The organism is Gilliamella sp. B14448G11 (assembly GCF_016101765.1).
Classification (GTDB): Bacteria; Pseudomonadota; Gammaproteobacteria; order Enterobacterales; family Orbaceae; genus Gilliamella; species Gilliamella apicola_N.
Map to the genome: position 1 here is coordinate 83,788 of NZ_JACFPX010000006.1, position 21,407 is coordinate 105,194.

Annotated in this window: 16 protein-coding genes, 1 tRNA gene and 3 CRISPR repeat arrays; of the genes, 8 read left to right on the forward strand and 9 right to left on the reverse strand. The window is 32.0% G+C overall.

Translation table 11 applies throughout. The annotated features are described in order from the left end of the window. Positions 1-5: 5 nt before the first annotated feature. The gene (gene recQ / locus H3S88_RS06185; protein ID WP_198228220.1) at positions 6-1,844 is read right to left on the reverse strand and encodes a DNA helicase RecQ; all 1,839 of its coding nucleotides are present in this window, start codon (positions 1,842-1,844) and stop codon (positions 6-8) included. 294 nt (positions 1,845-2,138) lie between these two features. Between recQ and H3S88_RS06190 the strand changes: the two genes are divergently transcribed. Further along, a tRNA-Val gene (locus tag H3S88_RS06190) sits at positions 2,139-2,215 on the forward strand. A gap of 1,018 nt (positions 2,216-3,233) precedes the next feature. Continuing rightward, a CRISPR array of direct repeats spans positions 3,234-3,445; the repeat unit is 29 nt; unit sequence CGGTTTATCCCTGTGTATACAGGGAACAC. 675 nt (positions 3,446-4,120) lie between these two features. Here the strand turns inward: H3S88_RS06190 and H3S88_RS06195 are convergent. Next, on the reverse strand, positions 4,121-4,285 hold the full coding sequence (locus H3S88_RS06195) for a hypothetical protein (protein WP_198228218.1): 165 nt from the start codon (positions 4,283-4,285) through the stop codon (positions 4,121-4,123). A gap of 24 nt (positions 4,286-4,309) precedes the next feature. Further along, the gene (locus H3S88_RS06200; RefSeq protein ID WP_039128880.1) at positions 4,310-4,639 is read right to left on the reverse strand and encodes an SHOCT domain-containing protein; all 330 of its coding nucleotides are present in this window, start codon (positions 4,637-4,639) and stop codon (positions 4,310-4,312) included. A 387-nt stretch (positions 4,640-5,026) separates the two neighbouring features. Between H3S88_RS06200 and H3S88_RS06205 the strand changes: the two genes are divergently transcribed. The 4 genes from H3S88_RS06205 (at position 5,027) to H3S88_RS06220 (ending at position 7,263) form a co-directional block, all read left to right on the forward strand. Then, positions 5,027-5,701: a helix-turn-helix transcriptional regulator gene (locus tag H3S88_RS06205; protein ID WP_198228216.1), complete on the forward strand. Its 675-nt coding sequence runs from the start codon at positions 5,027-5,029 to the stop codon at positions 5,699-5,701. Positions 5,702-5,864: 163 nt separating this feature from the next. Next, positions 5,865-6,479, forward strand: coding sequence for a hypothetical protein (locus tag H3S88_RS06210; protein ID WP_198228214.1), 615 nt, complete (start codon positions 5,865-5,867; stop codon positions 6,477-6,479). A 72-nt stretch (positions 6,480-6,551) separates the two neighbouring features. Next, the gene (locus H3S88_RS06215; RefSeq protein ID WP_198228212.1) at positions 6,552-6,836 is read left to right on the forward strand and encodes a hypothetical protein; all 285 of its coding nucleotides are present in this window, start codon (positions 6,552-6,554) and stop codon (positions 6,834-6,836) included. Then, entirely contained in the window at positions 6,820-7,263 is a 444-nt protein-coding gene (locus H3S88_RS06220; protein ID WP_198237260.1) for a hypothetical protein, read from the forward strand. Before H3S88_RS06215 ends, H3S88_RS06220 begins: the two co-directional genes overlap by 17 nt. 1,101 nt (positions 7,264-8,364) lie before the next feature. On the opposite strand, the gene H3S88_RS06225 is transcribed toward H3S88_RS06220, so the two are convergent. The 6 genes from H3S88_RS06225 to H3S88_RS06250 all read right to left on the reverse strand — a co-directional run bounded on the left by H3S88_RS06225 (position 8,365) and on the right by H3S88_RS06250 (position 16,203). Further along, on the reverse strand, positions 8,365-10,203 hold the full coding sequence (locus tag H3S88_RS06225) for an SGNH/GDSL hydrolase family protein (protein ID WP_198228209.1): 1,839 nt from the start codon (positions 10,201-10,203) through the stop codon (positions 8,365-8,367). Positions 10,204-10,400: 197 nt separating this feature from the next. Next, on the reverse strand, positions 10,401-10,511 hold the full coding sequence (locus H3S88_RS13520; protein ID WP_198231952.1) for an endonuclease: 111 nt from the start codon (positions 10,509-10,511) through the stop codon (positions 10,401-10,403). Between the two features lie 432 nt (positions 10,512-10,943). Beyond that, positions 10,944-11,300, reverse strand: coding sequence for a DUF2513 domain-containing protein (locus H3S88_RS06235; RefSeq protein WP_198228205.1), 357 nt, complete (start codon positions 11,298-11,300; stop codon positions 10,944-10,946). 146 nt (positions 11,301-11,446) lie between these two features. Further along, positions 11,447-11,719: a CRISPR direct-repeat array (repeat unit 29 nt; unit sequence CGGTTTATCCCTGTGTATACAGGGAACAC). Between the two features lie 417 nt (positions 11,720-12,136). Beyond that, positions 12,137-12,346 carry a hypothetical protein gene (locus tag H3S88_RS06240; protein ID WP_198228203.1) on the reverse strand — a complete coding sequence of 70 codons (210 nt, stop codon included), beginning with the start codon at positions 12,344-12,346 and terminating at the stop codon, positions 12,137-12,139. Positions 12,347-12,733: 387 nt separating this feature from the next. Continuing rightward, on the reverse strand, positions 12,734-13,405 hold the full coding sequence (locus tag H3S88_RS06245; RefSeq protein WP_144091170.1) for a hypothetical protein: 672 nt from the start codon (positions 13,403-13,405) through the stop codon (positions 12,734-12,736). 97 nt (positions 13,406-13,502) lie between these two features. Continuing rightward, a CRISPR array of direct repeats spans positions 13,503-13,837; the repeat unit is 29 nt; unit sequence CGGTTTATCCCTGTGTATACAGGGAACGC. A 392-nt stretch (positions 13,838-14,229) separates the two neighbouring features. Beyond that, complete coding sequence (locus H3S88_RS06250) at positions 14,230-16,203, reverse strand: TonB-dependent receptor domain-containing protein (RefSeq protein ID WP_198228202.1); 1,974 nt, start codon at positions 16,201-16,203, stop codon at positions 14,230-14,232. Between the two features lie 168 nt (positions 16,204-16,371). Between H3S88_RS06250 and H3S88_RS06255 the strand changes: the two genes are divergently transcribed. From H3S88_RS06255 to H3S88_RS06265, 3 genes are all read left to right on the forward strand, one after another. Continuing rightward, positions 16,372-17,292 carry a siderophore ABC transporter substrate-binding protein gene (locus tag H3S88_RS06255; RefSeq protein WP_198228200.1) on the forward strand — a complete coding sequence of 307 codons (921 nt, stop codon included), beginning with the start codon at positions 16,372-16,374 and terminating at the stop codon, positions 17,290-17,292. A gap of 775 nt (positions 17,293-18,067) precedes the next feature. Further along, positions 18,068-19,390, forward strand: coding sequence for a 30S ribosomal protein S12 methylthiotransferase RimO (gene rimO / locus H3S88_RS06260; protein WP_198228198.1), 1,323 nt, complete (start codon positions 18,068-18,070; stop codon positions 19,388-19,390). A 6-nt stretch (positions 19,391-19,396) separates the two neighbouring features. Then, a complete protein-coding gene (locus H3S88_RS06265; RefSeq protein WP_198228196.1) occupies positions 19,397-20,785 on the forward strand; it encodes an MATE family efflux transporter in 1,389 nt (462 codons plus the stop codon). Positions 20,786-21,407 lie beyond the last annotated feature (622 nt).

A 21,407-nucleotide genomic window follows, 5' to 3' on the forward strand; every position in this document is an offset into this window, starting at 1 on the left:
TCAAGTTATATATTTTTTACTATAAAATCTTTAATTTCCTCTAAAAATAGATTGCCATATTTTTCCAATTTGATTTTTCCAACTCCCGTAACATTAATTAGCTCTTTTTTACTTGCTGGCGTTGTTTGTACCATTTCTAATAATGTTGCATCGCTGAAAATAATATAAGGTGGCACATCTTCACTATCAGCAATATCTTTGCGTAATCGTTTAAGATTATTGAATAACATACGCTCTTCAAAGGATAACATCGCTGTCATATTTATTGATCGAGCATAACGATTTAGGCGGCTTTTCTTAACAATTTCAAGGCGAGGTTTGGCTAACGATAATGGAATTTCACCTCTAAGTATTTTTCTAGCTTCTTGAGTTAATTGTAAGGTTGGTAAACTTGAAGACGTTGAAATATTTTGAATCAAATAACCTAAGTGAACTAGCTGTCGAATCACACTTAGCCAATAATTACTAGATTGATTTTTACCAATACCATAAACGGACAATTTATCATGACCATTTTCTTTAATTTGAGAACGAGCAGAACCTCGTAAAACATTAACAATGTATTGTGCACCATAACGTTGTTCTACTCGATAAATGCAAGATAAAACTTTTTGTGCATCAACTAAGCCATCGTATTGTTCAGGTGGATAAAGACAGATATCACAATTATTACAAGACTCCGTTCGTTTTTCGCCAAAATAGTTAAGCAATACAATTCGTCGACAAGTTAAACTTTGTGCAAATGACTCCATAGCCTCAATTTTATGTTGTTCAATCTCTTTATGTACCCCATCTGCTTTTTCGGCGATTTGTTGATAATACCAATTCAAATCATTTTTATTAAACAATAAAATTGCTTCTGCTGGGACGCCATCTCGCCCTGCTCTGCCCGTTTCTTGATAATAGGCTTCGATAGTTCTAGGGCAATCAGCATGCACGACAAATCTAACATTAGGTTTATTAATTCCCATTCCAAAAGCAACGGTAGCGACAATGATTTGCACATTATCTTTTAAAAAAGCTTCCTGAGCTATTTGACGCTCACTGTAAGAAAGCCCTGCATGATAAGCCATAACAGAAAATCCCCGACTGGCAAGTCGAGTCGTCATATCTTCAACTTTGGAACGACTAGAACAATAAATTATCCCACTATTTCCTTTTTGCGTTTCAATAAAAGAAACCACTTGTTCTGTTAAGTTAAATTTTTCAACAACGGTATATCGGATGTTGGGGCGATCAAAACTACGAACAACAACCAAAGGATCGACCAATTGAAGTTGATGAATGATATCCGTTTGTGTCATTTTATCGGCGGTGGCGGTTAACGCAACAATCGGAACGTTCGGAAATCGAGAGGACAACTGCCCTAATTGTCGATAATCAGGTCTGAAATCATGCCCCCATTGTGATATGCAGTGAGCTTCATCAATCGCAATGAGTGAAGGAGGGTGGCTTTGAATCATTGATATAAATGAACCTACGGCAAGCCTTTCAGGAGAGATATATAATAATTTTATCGAGTGATTTAAATATTTTTCAACTACCTCTTGCTGTTCTGCCAAAGACTGGGTAGCATTGAGAAGCGCCGCCGGAATACCGTTAGCAAGCAATTGATCAACCTGATCTTTCATTAATGAAATTAATGGGGAAATGATTAACGCAGTGCTTGGCAATAATACCGCTGGAATTTGATAGCATAACGATTTTCCCCCACCAGTTGGAATAATTGTTAATGTATCTCGTCCATCGATAATTGATTCAATAATTTCTTTTTGTTGATTTCTAAATGATTTATAACCAAATACATTGTGTAAAACATCTTCAATCTGATCTTTTATCGACATATTAACCAAAACAAATAACCCCCTTTATCAATTTAGGGAGTATAGCTAAAATAATTTCAACAAACCACTACCGACTTACATTTATTTGCTGTTTATATAATGCATAAAATTTTTCGGTTAACAGAAACAATGAGAAAACATTCATCTAACAATCATTTTTAACTTAACAATTAAATACCATTTATTGATTATTTTATCAACGTTATGTTTCGACAGATTAAAAAAACGGCTATTTTTAAATTTTTTACTTGATACAAATCGAATTGCCCGTTAATATTTGCGTGTTTCCGATATACGCCCGTAGCTCAGTTGGTTAGAGCATCACCTTGACATGGTGGGGGTCAGTGGTTCGAGTCCACCCGGGCGTACCATTCTTCTTAAGAATTTATAGCTATTTTGATCTTAAGTCTGTTTCCTATAAAATTTTCACTAATCGAATACAGCTAAAATAGCAAGCAGTGATATAATAAAATCAATTAAAATAACAGTAAACTATCCTAATTTATAGATAGTAAGTTCTATTATTCGGCTTTTCTCGTTGATTTCTATTAAACTACATCGACAATATTCCTGTTATAAAGACTGGTAACACTATGTACCAAAAAACGAAAGGAAAGCATCGTCATAAATAAAAAATTAATATAATCATGTTTAAATTATTTTAATAAAAACAAGAAAAATCAAACCAAAACTAATTGTTAAATATGGGCAATATCAACATTTGTTATCAATAATCATGGTAAATCACCACTACCTTATCACATTAAGATCTTCCCAAAGATATCAAAATAGATCTGTAGGTCGAATATTACCAATCTTTTTTAACCATTTAGCACTGGCTATGATTGAACCCGAGTTATTATCTTTGTCAAGATAAACTCCATTTGCCTTAATTTTATTAAGCAAATCTCTTATTTTCTCTGCTAAAAGTAATTTATTATCATCATGAATTATTATTGCAGTAATTATTTGGTTAACAGAACTAATTAAATTGTTTACTTCATTAACTAATTCAACTAAAAATCATTATCTCAATTTCGACGTTTTAGATTTAGCAAATAATTTGATGTAACTTATAAATGTTTTATCATTATAATTTTTTTCTTGGTTAATTTCGAAATTGGCAATAAATCATATTTGAGTACCATTTCTAACAAAATAAATTGTTTGATACACAAAAAATTATCGTGAGACCAATAAGATTTGGGAAAAGTCCGAAAATTCAAGAAATCAACCATATCATTTGGTTTATGATAATTAAATCCCTTTTTTAAAAGATTTTTTATAATTTTTTTAAGTTATCATTCTCAAACGCTTACCTGAAAAATTATCCCTAAATTAACAATATTGTTCTTATTAATAATAACGAGTTTTATCTATAGAATATATTGGTTTATCCCTGTGTATACAGGGAACACAGAAATGAATGCTCGGTCAAATACAGACGCCCCGGTTTATCCCTGTGTATACAGGGAACACAAAGCGGTAACATTGGCTAACAATTTTAGCCACGGTTTATCCCTGTGTATACAGGGAACACTAGGGTGAGCGAAAGCACTGTCGCGCATTAATCGGTTTATCCCTGTGTATACAGGGAACACTCTAATTATAACATACTGTTTTATAATTAAAATATTGACTGTCAAATTTCTACCGATTTTTTGGGATATTTTTCATTAAAATCACATTTTATAACACTATGTTTTTATTTAATTAATTAAAATTAATAGAAATTAAAATTACATTCTACGGGATTCTACCGATAAATTTATATTTTTCATATAATTAAAAAAATGGTAAACAATGAAATATATAATTGCGATTTTTGAATAGCAAAAAATGCTATGTAATATTGATGCCCGCCGATTTATCCTTGTGTGTACAGGGAACATAAGGTTAAGCTAAATTGTTTATTGATATTTATACTGAAACGTATGGTTAACCTGAAACTTTTTGACACATTTTACCCCTATATAGAGGAAATACCTGACTTTCTCGGCAACCAATACAAATATCAACTTTTTTAGTAATTGTATGGTCATGATTATCATAATTTACTCTTCTGGTGAAATTAAATTCACCTTAAGTTTAATTTAAATGTATATGGTTTTCAGACATAAAAAACCGCTTAATAAAAGTGTCCAACTTTATGGGGTCACTTCATCACCCAAAACAGCTACGTGCTTGTTCATACTACATCCTCACATTGTCTTTATATCCACTGTGAACATGTATATAGTTTATACAATATAGCTGTGTTAGTCTGATATTTCGTGTTAATAAGTGTAAATAGATATTTGGCTATGAGCGGTTATCTGAAAAGTAAGAGATTTGACTAACCACATTTGTGCACCCTGTAATTCTGTAATGGCAATATACACAGGGAGCATTAAATTAGCTGCATTCGACGAGGCATTGGAATTGGATTGATCCCTGTACATACAGGGAACACATTTATCTTATAATTAGTGATTTAATAGTTTACTTTTTTGAAAATCAAATTCTTCTTGTGTTAAAACACCACTTTCTTTTAGATCATGTAATTTTTTTAGTTCATCAGAAACAGATAAATTAGAATTATGATTTAATTTAATATTATTATCTTTTTTATTTGGTGACACTGCTGGGATTATTGTTAATTTGTCGCCCAAGCATAAAGGACATCGTTTTTTATAAAAAGGAATAAATAAAACCCAAATAAATCCTGTAAAAAAAACGCCAATTAGTGTGCCCACCCCGATTTTTCGTTTTGGAGTAACATTTCGTTGACAAAGGGTGCAATACTTTACGGCCATCTCAAATTCCTTAATGTTTTGAAAGTGCTCATTATATCAAACCATTCCAAATTTTCCACCAATACAAACTAATTTACTATGCCAATTAAAACCATATAAATCCCCGTTATGCTCTATTGATATTATTTTATAGTCACCATTATATTCGGTTGAATTCGATTCAATACGAACTAGCGGTTTATCCCTGTGTGTACAGGGAACATTTTTAGCAAATTGGCTTTTACCGCCTCTTGAAAGATGAAACAGATACTCTGATAATTTTATCTTCGCCTTAGGTTTAGTTAAAAGTTTAATATAGTTTATTTAAAACCAGACCGAAAACAAAGTAAAGTTTACTTTTTGCTTATTTAGTAAATACTAAATAAAATATAAAAAATAGGAGCTTCTATGAATAAAACTGAATTAAAAGAACTTAGAGCTAAAAATTTAAAACAATGGTTTACAAATAAAACAGTTCCCCCAAAAGAAAAGAGCTATATTTCTCAATTGATTAATGGTAAGGCTTCTTTTGGGGAAAAATCGGCTCGTCGTTTAGAGTACGATTATGGTATGCCTCAATTCTATTTAGATAAAAATAATATCCAATTAGAAGAATTGAACTGTAATAATCAATATCAACTTGATAATAATAACTATGTAATTGAGGTTTTAAATATAAACGCCAGCGCAGGAAACGGATTTTTGAATAACGATATTGTAGAAGTTATAAAATGTATTGAGTTTGACAATGAACACGCAACAACATTATTTAATGGGATACCGTCCGAAAACTTGAAAATAATTAATGTTTCTGGCGATTCAATGCAAGGAACGTTTGAAAGCGGTGATGCTATATACATAGATATTACGGTTAATCAATTCCAAAGTGATGGTATCTATGTTTTTACCTTTGGTCGTGGATTGTATGTAAAACGTTTACAATTAATCAAAAATAAGCTGATTGTTATATCTGATAATAAGAAATACCAAGATTGGGATATTAGTGAAGAAGGAATTGATCAGCTTTATATACATGGCAAAGTAATGTTGAGTCAGTCTATGCTTTTAAGAAAACATGGATAGGTAAGATTAAGCATAAATAAATGTTTTCGAGTTTTTTAATAAATTCAAACCGATAACTGGAATAGCGTATATTTTGGGTACAGGTAAATTGATGATGTTAAGATAGCACGAATAAAATATTCAGTAATCGTTAGAGTAAGAAGTAATTTCAGTGAGGAATATGATGAGTAATACCCAAGAAAAAATATTAAAAAGCATAAAATTAAGAGCTTTTGAAATAAAAAATAATGATATAGATAAAAAAACAATCGATGCTTGTGATAAATTAAAAGAGCGTTTAAAAGGTTCTAAATCATGCGAAGACCGAGAAATGATTTTAAATGAAGATGATCCTTTCAAGGAGCGAGATTTTATTTCAAATTATTCTGATAAATATCCTGAGTACTTATTCTTTACAATAATGAGAATATCCGATAATACAGATGCGGGTATACCTAAAGAACTACTAGAAAAAGCACAATTCTCTCTCAGCGAATTAAGTTCAACTATTGGTAATGACACAGAAGCATTAAAGGCGTTATACAAAAATCATTTTTATTGTGCAATGAATAATAAATATTTAATAACTAATCTTCATTCTAATCGCATAATAAAGCCAATACAAACATATTTAAATTATTATATATCTGATACAATAATTGAGCTTAATCCTGTAATAAAAAAACCAGATAGTATAAAATTAAATGAAATTGATATAGTAGAATACAAAGACCCAATTACGGCAATTAATAACATATCGACAACTAATTTAGAATCTAAAAGCGAATCAAAAATATAACATCTATATATTGGGCTTAAAGATTTCATCAGCAATCTTCAAAGTGAAAGTGTTAAACTCAATGATACAGAGTTGGAACAACTTGTATCTATAGAACTAAAACTTAAATTTAAACAGCCCAAAGGAATGTCCGATTATGATTATAAACAAAAATTGAGCGCAAATATTAAACCAATAGCTGATTTAGATAGTGTCGTATATAAGACAAAAACAGGAGATAAGTTTATTAAAGGTAAAGATATTATTGAAACAAAAATTGTTGATGTTGAAGATATCGGATTAGGTAGAATATCAGAGCCCGATTTAAGTATTGAGATGGGTAAATATCTAAAGGAACTCAGTGAGAAAAATGTATAAATGGGTTATTAATATAATAGTTATAGCAATAATTTCGGTCTTGATTTCATTATCTGGTCTAAAAATTACTGTTAATGAAGCTGTTATGATGACATTATACACTGTCTCAGGGATCATGTTTTCGATTGGGCTGGGTCTTATTGTTTCGTTTAATCTAACTGAAGTTAAAAATCCGATTTATTTAAGTAAAATAAGGAAAAATATCAAGAGAGTAAGAGATGCTTTTATTTGTTATTTTATCTGTTTGACCATTTTATTTGTAATTATCCAGTGTCTGGATGATTTAAGGTTTTCTTTTTTATTCTTTAATTTCAGAGTTTTTGTGGCAATAACCTTATTACATTCTATTATTTATTATATTCATAATTTTCTTTTAATACAGGAATTGAATGATGATATTTTAGATAAAATTAATGAAACGAAATAATTCTCTAAACCTCTATTTAATCCGCCATTCGGCGGTTTTTTTATGCCTAAAATTCATTAAATCCTACTTATACACATATCTTTGTTTAAAAAACAACCAATCAAATAATTATTTTAATTACTTAACTCATTGTTAACTAAACAATTTGCTTTTTTATGCTTATACAGTTTAGTTTTTGTTAAATTATTTACTTTAGTTAACTTCTTACTAAACTAATCACATCAAAACAAATCAACCTACCGAGCAATTAGCAATACCACGAGTTACTAATTAGGTATCAAGATTTAAGTAGCTAGCAGGGGAATATGAACATACTGCGGCTTTGGAAAGTAGCAATCACAAGAGTACGCATCGGGTGAACAACGCAATCACTCCTAGCCTCGAGAGAGACCGACTAGCCATCAAGTTCTGAAGTAAAGATTGCTAATTGCTGTTTATACAGCATTCAAATCAAAGCCCATTCAGTGAGTAATCAGTGAGCTTGAATTTGAATTAGGTATAAGGAATGGTTATGACAGTTAAATCAAGTTTTTGGATTCAGACATTGAATAAGCTATCCAAAATATGATAATCCAAATAGAGGAACAGGACGAAAAAAAGAGTGAATAGAATCATTAATAAAATAATTATATGAGAACATGAATAATGATGATTCTCTCGAAATTGAAGACAAAATTAGAATGGCATTTGGCTAGAAATTTGGTTATTTTAGTTTAGACAATAAAAAACCACATTAAATGGTTTAGAAAAAATGAAACTTTTGAAGTAAAAAGTGAAATTTTGCTTATCAAGATTAATGATAACGCTTTATTATTTTTTTAATGTGTCTTTGATTATAATTACCTCTCAGACCAAACCCGCAGCATTCAATATGTTTCCCCCAAACCACCTATTGTGTGTTTAATTCCTTATGCACACTTAGGACTAAGCTCATCATCATAAATCTCACTCCCTTTGGCAAGATTCGGGCAAACATATATAACTTCATTGCAGGCTGCACATTCACATTTATCCTTTCTTAAGATGTTTTCTTTAGGATTTCATCATAACAATTAATTAAGCATTAAATAATAAATTCAATACGGTAAAAAATACCGTTAATTAATTTATATTATCTTTATACCATACCTCCGCCCTTGTTATATTAAATTGTGTTGAAATATCCTCATCTCGCGATACATTTTTACTAAAAATATTTCCAAAAATACTTGAAAATGGAAATGCAAACAGTGGCGAAATAACATGATGACTTAATAAGCCATACTGTTCATTTAATGAATTCATAATAATATTGTTAGATTTATCAATATAGAATTCTAATAATAATTTACAATTTGTTTTATCCATAAAAATTGGGGTAATACCCTCTGCAGCGGTTGAATATGTTGTTTCATTTGTCTTAACCGATGACCTAATGATATGCGCCGATAATTTAGAGTCATCCAATTTAAACAGCATAAAGCCATCGTTATACATTTTACGCATACCTCTGGTTTGTGTTAGCACAATTCCATTTAGCTCTGGTCCTTCAAATTCTAAATATAAATATGTTTTTTTGCCATCAACAAATAATTGCAGTGAATCCTGTCCAATCTGATCATACAGATCTCTTCTAATATAATTGACTATATTCTTGCGCGCCGGGACCGTTGCGATACACCGAATAGGGCCGGATTTATATAATAAATTACGGGGATTGAAATTAGATTCGTAATTTTTAACGAAATCAAAAAAACCAAAATAAAAATCAGTTGTGTCAATTTGTTTATCTTTACCATAAATATATGACAATTTATTTAACCCATATTTTAAATCGCACAGATACCGGGGAACATCAACCCCTCCATAACTGGTTTTTCCGTTTGTCATATCAAATCTAGGTAAGATCCTATACGAGTTAACTACATCACTCATAATGTCTTTGTGCATAACATAGCTGCCCGTAGCATTTTCATATGAAGCTTGGCGATAAACGCACGCAACGTTGTTAGTTTCACACCAAATATAAACTTCCATGGTTGGCTGGTTAATGAATTTCTTAACATCTTTCGCGAGTACAATTGATAAATATTTTGTACCTGTGCCAGTGTATTGGCTGGCATAGCCAAATGGAGAATTAGATTTACTATCCATAAAATTAATTGATTGATACGGTGTGGAATCATTAATAATAACGGTATTTGAATATAAACGACTCGCTAGCCACATTGCTTGATATTTATGCCCCAAATCACCAAAATGTAATCCGTCGGGTTGCAATTCACCCCATTTATATTGATTGTTATTTTGTAACCAACTAATCATTGCATTGGATAAATCAAAAAATGGGATATTATATTTTTGGGCTAAATATTCTTTAGTTTGATTATATTGTTGAGTAACATCTATTTTATCCCTTTCGCTTCCGTCCTTTTTTGATAGGTATGTTAGATTACATGATAGCAACACAGGGGTTGAACCATCTTTTATAACTTTTTTAATTAATAGCTCTGTTTGATTAATATATCGATATAGCCGATTAGTTCTAGCGGCGTCATTTAGTCCAAAGTTGATGATAACCATATCACATACTCCGTAGTACGGATTTTTTGTGATATTGGCCTCATAATTATCTGTTGCCCAACCGTTTTCTATTCGTTTCCCGCTAAATCCTGCATTAAAAACGTTTATATTATTATTATGATACATTTCTCTAAGCAACAATTGTAGCTGAGCTGGCCACGCATTAGGGGCATTGAGGTTATGATTTGTTCCTGTAATATTTTTTATATGGTTTGTTGTATTGATACCATCGGTGGTCGAATCACCATAACATGCAATTTTAACATCTTCCCCGGCCGCCATTTTTGCCATTATTAGATGTAGCTTATTGTAGTCTTCGGGTAAAGCATCTAATATCCGCTGTATACTTTCACCGGTTTGTTGCTTAATGACTGACATGATTTATCTCCTTACATATTCATGTTCTATTATTTTTGGAAAGTGTTTTGATTTTAACTGGCAACTTCTATTACTGCTTTTTAGTTACTAAATAATTATCATTGTTAAATCATTTTTAGCCAATTAAGCAATATTGTGACAAGTTGAAATACAATATGAAAAGGCATTGTCGATCTGTTAAGCAAAAATCAATGGTATTAACCATATTGGTTCGTTGTTTTAGTAAATTGAGAGTAACGGAAATTAGAATGGCCGCCATTAAACTCACCGATAGACGGCCATAGATTATGCAAATCGCTCTCTCCCATCAAACTTCACATACTTTTTGCACTCTTTACGTCCGCCATTGCGCTAACACTGCAAATGACATCCAAAAATTTTCAGCAAACATGACATACTCCCATTCTATACAAGATGTCCGTACCTGATTTTTCTGAGTATATAACCGCACCTAATAAAATCTACATTACCCTTTTTACCATCAAATAGGAATTCATAACCGTAATAAAACGTGGTTAGTTCAAGGTCTGATGAGTAAATATGGACCAACTGGGTATTAGCGTTGTTAAAATTTTAAACTGAATTAGCAACAAAAAGGATGAATAACAGGAGAGCAAATTCAACGAAACTTATAATAAATCGGATAAGTATCCTAAAACAAAAAGCCCTCAAATGAGAGCTTTATAAAATCCTATTATAAATAATTTAGTATACGGTTTATCCCTGTGTACAGGGAACATTTACGAAAACAAATTTACAATCATATAAGAAGCTGCCGCTTTTATGGTTTCAAAGGTTAACTCACCACCTTTACCTTTAATAAGATTCTTTATTTTGTTCCAATTTGTATCACTTCTAATATTATCTAAAAATTCATGTCCTGCTAACGTTAAGTCTTGAGCATAATATTCATACATCATTCGATCACTACTTGAATTAATGGCTTCAACTAAACGTGCATCATTAAGTAGTTTTATATGATAACCAACAATCTCAGGATCATAGCCTTTAATCGAAAATGACGATATTTTCATATCACATGGAGAGTCTTCTATAGCTAGCATTATTTTTCTAATTAATTCCCAATCTCTTTTCATCTTTTAACACTGAAGTTCCAAATAGTTACAACTGAAATAAATAAAGTAATTAAATTATACACAATATAATTAATTGATCACTTTGATTTATGCCTAATTCTTAACGCTTCATTTTCCATTATTTGAATGTCGTTAAATTTTCATTACGGTTTATCCCTGTGTATACAGGGAACACACCCACCCAGCCGAAATTGTCAATCCGTTATCAGGTTTATCCCTGTGTATACAGGGAACACGCTTGCTAGACCGCGTGTTATTCCTGCGCTGTCGGTTTATCCCTGTGTATACAGGGAACACAATTTTTATCTCGCCGTATTTCCGTAATTCAACGGTTTATCCCTGTGTATACAGGGAACACATCGACGTTGTTGGTCAAAAATAGGGGGTGATCGGTTTATCCCTGTGTATACAGGGAACACTCCAATTATAACATACTGTTTTATAATTAAAATATTGACCGTCAAATTTCTACCGATTTTTTTGGATATTTTTCATTAAAATCACATTCTATAACACTATGTTTTTATTTGATTAATTAAAATTAATGTAAGTTAAAATTAGATTCTACGGGATTCTACCGATAAATTTATATTTTTCATACAATTAAAAAAATAGAAAACAATAAAATGTAGAATTGTGATTTTTTTGAATAGCAAAAAATGCTATGTAATATTGACGCCCTGCTGATTTATCCCTGTGTGCACAGGGAACATCGTAGTGGGCGGAATGCCCATTGAAACTTGCGCGGTTTATCCCTGTGTATAGGAAACATAGGAGATAAACCACTACGTATTACGTCAAATTCAGTTTATCCCTGCGCGAACAGGGAACATTGATTAGTTAGTAGAACAATTTTTTTGCAATTTTTTAAATGCTTTTGCAAAGCCAGCTAGAGAGAACTCAAAATCTTTAGTTTTTGAATATTCGGCTCTAACCACTAACTTTTTCCCTTTTTTTATCAAATTATTAATTTCATTAATATCAGAAAATTCATATCCTATCTCTTTTTTAGTCCAATCCATTTCAAATGGAGTTTTTTTGTCCACTCTTAATACGACTTTTGTTGAATTTCCTCTCTCGTTTATTTTTGGTAAATCATTTATATCAAATGATAAGAGGCTAACTGAATTACAAGTAAATAAAAACGTAGCAGTTTCATTATTCTATTTTGTTTTATCAATCGTGAAGATTCTGACTATTTTTTCATCAGTAATAGGGTCTTCATTGATATCAACTATCCAGTTACCGGTTTTTACTGAGCCGCAAAAAACAAAAAAGGGGACAAACAACAAGCAAAACAAAATTTTCTTCACACCATTTTCTTAATCTTTACATTTATTTACAATATTATTTTATTTAATAGATTTTGGCAATAAAAAACCCTCATTAAAGGGTTGAATTGATTTGATACTTTATGCTAAAAAACAATATTTTTAATAGCTACAACTAATATTATGCCATCGGGTTATTACTATTGAATCTTGCGCATCATTTACTCTTAATAATTTATTGTCTTTTAAGAAAGCCCAATATAATTTTTTTCCTGTGTAACTGCCAAATGAATTTTTAGCATTGACATAGAGGCAGACCGAATATCCGGTGACAACCTCCCCATATTCAATTATGAAATCTTTCTGAGGTTTAGAAATGTTAGAATATTTTGCAGAATCAGGATCTTTCAATACGTCCCGAAAATACGATTTTATCTTAGGAAAAAAATTTACTGGTTTGTTACCAAATTTTTCATTCTCGAAGTCAATAGATAAATCAAGAGTACAATTACCCCATTTAAAAACAAGATTACTTATTTTAGTCGTAATCACATACTTTGTTCTATCATTTGCAAGAACATATACTTTCTCTGAGTCCTCTGCAATAGATAAATTATCTGCAAATTCTGTAAACTCTGTAAATTTAGGCGATTTATGCTCCTTGTGTGTTAAATCTTGAGCAACAAATCTATCATTGGTTACCCGAACAGTTCCATTCGCCAAATAGTTTAGATTTTCTTCTGTTTCAATACCCATTGCATATTTACAATTATAGAAATCATCAGCAAATACAAAAAATGGGAATAACAACAAACAATAAATAATCTTTTCCATACCATTTCCTTATTCTTTATGTTTTTTTGCAATGGTATGTTATTTAATAGACTTTGGCAATGAGAAACCTCCATGCGAGCGGTTTGTAGTAGTTTTGTATTTTATCCCTGTGCATACAGGGAACTCTGATTCGATCAGGTAGTTTTTACCGCTGCAAACGGTTTATCCCTGTGTATACAGGGAACGCTGAATAAATTTTGGAAAGGCGATCGACTCGAACGGTTTATCCCTGTGTATACAGGGAACGCTTTGGCAAGTGCAAAAATTAATCTCCGCGTCACGGTTTATCCCTGTGTATACAGGGAACGCTGATTTTACCCAGTTGTGGATTTTTACGGCTGCGGTTTATCCCTGTGTATACAGGGAACGCGTTCAAAAAGCAACTGAGCGAGATCCTAATGCACGGTTTATCCCTGTGTATACAGGGAACGCCCCAATTATAACATACTGTTTTATATTTAAAATATTGACCGTCAAATTTCTACCGATTTTTTAGGTTATTTTTCATTAAAATCACAATCTATAACACTATGTTTTTATTTGATTAATTAAAATTGATGGAAATTAAAATTAGATTCTACGGGATTCTACCGATAAGTTTATATTTTTCATATGATTAAAAAAATTGTAAGCAATGAAATATAGAATTGTGATTTTTGAAATAGCAAAAAAATGCTATGTGATATTGCACTAGGTTACGTTATGGCAGGTTCAACAAGTGACTTTTATATTTAGGGTGTAAATAGTTAGATTACTATAAATAAAAGATGGCTGTTAAAACAGCCATCTTTTTTCACAGAAAAATATTTATTAGTTCAATTTATTTAGAAGTTAATCTCGGTACCCACAAAGTAACGTCGACCTTCTAAAGTTTTACCAAAGTCAGCGTTTGAAACATCTTTGTCAAATAAGTTATAAACCCCACCATAAATCTTAGCATTTTTATTTATTTGGAAAGATGCCCCCACATCCCAGAAAGTATAGCCTGGATATTCAATTTTCTTACCACTACGATCTGTTGTACTTTCAACACCATAATAAGCAACTTTAGTCCATAAATCCCAGTCTTGAGCAACATACCAATCAAGTTGAGTATTGAATTTTTGCTTTGGTGTACGGTTTAAAGGTCTCCCCTTATTATTTCCTGTTTTTTGTTCTGATTTATTCCAAGAGTAGTTAGAACTTAACAAGAAGTCAGTAAATAATGGCGTTTTGAATGATAGCTCTAAGCCTTTAAGATCTGCTTTATCCACATTCTCACGCCCCTGAACAAAATCAAATTTTTCACGATATCCATTGATCTGGCAATTTCTAGATCCAGCTTCACCTCGGCAAATATAATAAGATTGGATTTTATCTTTATATTTGGTATAAAAAGCTGTTACAGATGCATCAACACCATATTCATTGGTATAACCAACACCAATTTCAAATGAATTCGTTTTTTCAGGTTTTAAATTTGGATTTCCCATTATCATCCCTCTATTACCTGTTCCTGATCCACCTGTAACTTGTCCCCAGTCAGAGACAACTTGGCGTAGTTGTGGTGTTGCAAATCCAGTTGAATAGCCACCTTTTAAAGTAAAGTTATCATCAATATTCCAAACACTATAAATTTTTGGATTCCAGTTATGTCCATAATTTTCATCTCTATTATAACGTACGCCAGCAGTAATACTCCAATTATCAACGATTCTCATCTCGTTATCTGCAAACAACGCATAACTCCAACGATCAATTTTTGTTAAGTTTGTATTTAACTGATTACCACCATCATGAAGTTCTTGATAAGTATATTCTCCACCAGCGGTTAACATATTAATTGAGAAAGGAATGGTCACACGAGAGTCAACATTAGTATTGCGAATTTTCATTTTTCTTTCTGGATTATTATTGCTTTCATGAGCAATAAAAGATGTCGTCGATACATCACCAAACAAACCATTATGAGTCAAGGCAAAAGAATTGCGACGGTTATCTCGGTTGAAATCGCCACGATTAACTGGTCTTGTTTTTCCTCCTGTAGCATTACTATTTTGTAAAGATCGCCCAAAGTCGAGATCAAATGTTTGGGTTTCAGTTGCATTAAGCGATATTTTACCATTTAGGCTACGTAATTTTTGTGCGGAATGACCATTTAAGAATTCATCTTCATGACGTTTGGTATATTGACCATATAATTGAATTCCTAAAATATCATCAATAATGGGTCCCATTGTGGAAAAACTACCAATATAGGTATTTTTTTCATCCGAACGGTAAGGAATAACTGACTCAATACGTAAACCTCCGTGCCATTCGTTAGACACTTTTTTAGTGATAATATTAACGACCCCACCCATGGCATCTGAACCATATAAAGAAGACATAGGTCCACGGACAACCTCAATTCGTTCGATAACCGTTAACGGTGGTAACCACCCTTGCTCAAAACCTGAATTATCACTATTAGGTCTGGTTTCACGGGTGCTGACTTTTTTACCATCAATTAATAATAAAGTGTATTTGGCATCCATACCACGAATACTAATATCGGTCGAATCTCCACCACCAGTTATAGTAACACCAGGTATATCTTTGAGTGCGTCAGTTACATCACGATAAGATTTTTTGCTAATTTCTTCTGGTGTGATCACTGAAATTGTTGCCGGAGCTTCTTTAATTTGTTGTGAAAATCCTGATGCTGTCACCACCATGGTATCAGTGTCTTTATCGCTTGCAGCCATAGCTATGCTAGACAATGATAATAAAAGACTAGTGTTAATGACATGTGTTGCCAATTTAAACTTAGTATTCATTTGTATAACCCTATTATTTATATTGATATTTTCAACCTCAATCCGGACGTACAATATACCATATGAGAATAGTTATCAATATCTTTTCTAAAAATTATTTATTACTAGACAATTTATACACTTTAAACAATAATAGTTATCATTTGCGTTGTAAACAAAGGAACCTATATGAAAATCAAAAAAAAATTACTATTAAGCACATTAGCTGCACTTGTCTTAGGATTAGCAGGTTGTCAATCTTCAATGACGGTAACTACAGACAATAATCAATCAGTTGTAGTACCTAAATCACCAAGTAAAGTTGTCGTGATGAACTATGGTGCACTAGATACTTTAGATGCTTTAGGTAAAGGTTCAATTGTTATAGGGGCGCCTCTTTCTGTTCTACCTTCTTATCTTGAGCAGTATAAAAATGCAAACATTGCTGACACCGGTAATATGAAAGAACCGAGTATAGATGCAATCAAACAAGCTAAACCACAACTGATTATTATTGATGGTCGTCAAGCCAGTAGAACTCAAGAGCTATCTAAAATTGCACCTGTAATTAATTTAAGCGTTGATGCAAAAAACTACCTTGAATCAACTAAGAAGCATATCAATCTATTAGCAGATATCACTGGCACTGAAAAAACCGCAAGTACATTAATTCAAACCCTTGATGTAAAAATAAATAATGCCCAATCTGTTGCTCAATCGAGTCCTAAAAAAGCAATTGTTGCAATCCATAATGATGGTAAAATGATTTTAATTAATGCAAGTTCAAGTGCAGCGTTAATCCATGATGTTTTAAAAGTAAAACGTGCCGTTCCATTTTTTATTCAACCAATAAATAATGGTGAAAGACCAAAACCAACTTTTATTGACAATAATTACGTCAGTGATGTTAAACCTGACATTATTTATGTCGTTGATCGTAGTAAAGCAATTGGTCAAACGGCTATGAAAGAAGACTTTTTTGATGCAAAAATATTAGCTGCAAGCAATACTCAAGTGGTTTATCTAACACCAGATCTTTGGTACTTATCTGGTGGTGGTGCAGAAAGTTTAGATCGTCAAATTGATGAAGTAATTAATGGTCTAAAATAATATTGTTATTGTTAATTGTTTAACTTCCTATTTGCCCTTATGCTGTTAGTAAGGGTTTTTTTATTATATAGGTATCTTAATTGTTTTTATCACTGTTCTTAGTATTCTAGAGTTTTAAAATACATTGTAAAGCTATCCATGCTGCTCAACTTTGGGTTTACTGAAAACAGTACCAAAAATTGCTGTATAATGATGGATTATTTGATACTTAAATGATGGCATGCCAAAAATTTAGATTTTATTATTGAACCAATAATTAATGTATGAAAATAATCTATCTATTTAACATGAATAAATTTATTATTTAGGAATAATCCTTTTGCTCTTATCAATACTTCAACTTTTAAGTAGTTCTTTTTTAAAATCTTAAAAATACGATTCCAATATGCTACTTTTAAATTTTTAAGATGACACATTTAATAAATGTAGTTCAAAAAGAACAAGTTTATAGTGCTCTCTAATTACAATATTATAAACCGTTATAAAATAGTGTATCGAATTTATTTGACGTAGATTATATACCTAAACAACAATTAACGAGACTGATCCATCAGTTCCTATTAAAGATAAATTATAATTTACCTTCTATAATCAACAGTCATGTTAGATATAGGGCTTTTATAATTTTATTTTATATAAATCATAACAACCTAAAAATTTTTATTAGCATCAATTTAAATATGTTAGAATGCTCGCCTATTGTCTAAATCTAAATTGACAAACTTTTAAATTCTCGATAAATACCTCTATAAATTTTAAAATTATTAAAAATACTATGAATATATCATCCCCAACAATTGGATTTGTGAGCCTCGGTTGTCCTAAAAATTTGGTTGACTCAGAGCGAATATTAACTGAACTGCGTACCCAAGGTTATCAAGTGGTACCTACTTATGAAAATGCTGATTTGGTAATTGTTAACACTTGTGGATTTATTGACAGTGCGGTACAAGAATCGCTTGAAGCCATTGGTGAAGCACTTGATGAAAATGGTAAAGTGATTGTTACCGGTTGTCTTGGCGCTAAAGAAGATCAGATCCGAAGTGTACACCCAAAAGTACTTGAAATTTCTGGCCCCCATAGTTACGAAGCGGTGCTAAGTCATGTAAATAAATATGCTCCAAAACCTGCATATAACCCATTTACCAGCTTAGTACCCGAGCAAGGGGTAAAGTTAACACCTAAACATTATGCATACTTAAAGATTTCAGAAGGTTGTAATCATAGCTGTACATTTTGCATCATCCCTTCTTTACGTGGTGAGATGGTCAGTCGTCCTATTGGTAATGTACTTGATGAAGCAAAACGATTAGTTGACAGTGGAGTAAAAGAACTTTTAGTCATTGCTCAAGATACTTCAGCTTATGGTATTGACATCAAAAACCGCACCAACTTTTGGAATGGTATGCCTTTAAAAACCAATATCCAAACACTCTGTGAACAATTATCTAGTCTTGGTATTTGGGTGAGATTACATTATATGTACCCATATCCGAGTGTTGATGATTTAATTCCATTGATGGCGGAAGGAAAAATCTTACCTTATTTAGATGTCCCATTACAGCATGCCAGCCCAACGGTTTTAAAATCAATGAAACGTCCTGGGACAATTGAAAAAACACTTGAACGAATTCATCATTGGCGTGAAATTTGCCCGGAAATCACTCTGCGTTCAACGTTTATTGTTGGTTATCCCGGCGAAACTGAACAAGATTTTGAATTATTACTCGACTTTTTAGAAAAAGCGCAATTAGATCGCGTTGGTTGCTTTCCTTATAGCCCTGTTGAAGGTGCAGCAGCGAATGAATTAGCTAACCAAGTTCCAGACGAAATCAAACAACAACGATTTGATAGGTTTATGCAGTTGCAGCAAAAGATATCAATGCAAAAATTACAAGCTAAAATAGGGAAAACCTTAGCGGTTATTATTGATGAAGTTGATGAAGATGGTGCAATAGGTCGTAGTATGGCTGATGCGCCTGAAATTGATGGTGTTGTATATTTAAATGAAGAAAAAGATGTCAACGTCGGGGATATTGTTCAAGTCATTATTGAGCATTCTGATGAATATGACTTATGGGGAACGGTTAAACGGTAATAAATCATGAAACAACATTATAAACATGAAATAAAAAATCTTGGTAAATTGGCTGTACCAGTACTTATTGCACAAGTATCACAAACAGCCATCACTTTTGTTGACACCATTATGGCAGGACACTACAGTAAAACGGCATTATCTGGTGTTGCAATCGCCGTATCAATTTGGTTACCAACAGTTTTGTTTGGTCAAGGACTATTAACCGTTTTAACCCCCATCATTGCCAACTTAAATGGTGCAGCTAAACGAGACCAAGTTGCGAATCACACACGTCAAGGTGTAGTGATCGCCCTATTTTTATCTGTGTTGATAATGTTGATTTTATATCATTCAGACCAAATAATCGGTCTAAGAAGTTCCGTAGATCACCCTATTGATCCCGAAATGATGGACGTGGCCGTAAAATTTTTACGAGCAATCATGTGGGGAGTACCTGCATTCTTGCTGTTTTTAGTTTATCGCAATCAATGTGAGGGGTTATCCAATACTAAACCAGCTATGGTAATCATATTTATAGCGTTACTTGCTAATATTCCAATTAACTATGTTTTAATTTATGGCAAGTTAGGATTACCTGCATTTGGTGGTGTTGGTTGTGGTATTACTGCTGCCATCATTTTTTGGCTAATGTTTGGATTAATCCGCTTTTATACCTTAACTACTGCAAGTCAACGTGATATTCGTGAAACACAATTGACCAAATGGGTTGATTTTAGTGTAATCAAAAATATCGTTGTCCTAGGTATGCCTCTGGCACTAGCCTATTTTTTCGAAATGAGCTTGTTTGCTGTGATAGCTTTACTGATTGCTCCACTTGGTCAAGTCACTGTTGCTGCACATCAAATTATCTTTACTATCAGTAGTTTAACGTTTGCAATACCATTATCGTTAGGTGTAGCATCAAGTATCCGTGTAGGTTTTTTACTCGGTAATAAAAAAACATCATTAGCAAAACAAACAGCTTATATTAGTTTGGCGATATCGTTAATGATTGCCGTGATAGTGGCATTAGTTCTGGTTATTTTTAGAACGCCAATTATTCATATATTCACAGAAGAAGTAGATGTTATTACTATTTGCTTGCAACTGATCATTTTACTCGCTATCTATCAAGCCTCTGATTATCTTCAAGTTGTAGCAAGTAACGTATTACGTGGTTACAAAGATACGAAAAGTATTTTTTACATCACGCTTATCTCTTATTGGGGCGTTGGTCTACCAGTTGGATACATTTTAGGATTAACTGATTTAATTATGCAGCCAATAGGTGCTGCAGGTTTTTGGATTGGAATTATATTAGGATTGGCGGTTGCTGCATTTTTACTTATTGCTAGAATGATCTACATTCAAAAACAACCCAAAGAAGTAATTTTAAATAAATCTTCAAGATAATATATAACATGAAAAGGATTAATATAGTTTTTGTTTCAATTATACAAAATATGTTAATCCTTTAATCATTATGGACGCCCTACTATTCCATCAAAAGTGGGAACATTAACCCATGATAGTAAATTACACGAAACTGGAATTTCATTGTTTTTCTTCATGAATATCTGTTATTTAACACGCTCACAATCCCATACGACAGTTGGTCCATATGAGTTATTCTTTATATATGTTACAAAATTCATACCTAAAAATATTTAAGGCATTTTATTGGTACTATAAATTATTAAGGTACATTGTTTCTAGCTATATGGTTTGTTTGTTATTTAAACGGTATTACTTACAGCTTAACCTCTTTTTGCACATTGATGATTTTTAACTGCTTAGTGCAATAATTCTAATGCATAGCATAACAAATAATCAAATATATTTATGTTCATTTAAAATAAATATAAGTTGATTAAAATCAAATTATTAATATAATCATGCATTTTATCAATTAATTGCATTAAAATGGATTTAATTGATATATCTGAACAAAAAGATATTCAAATTAAAGCTTCGAATAATAAGTTAGTTCCATTTAATGATTTGAAAAAAGATCCTAATCCATATTAAAAGATTT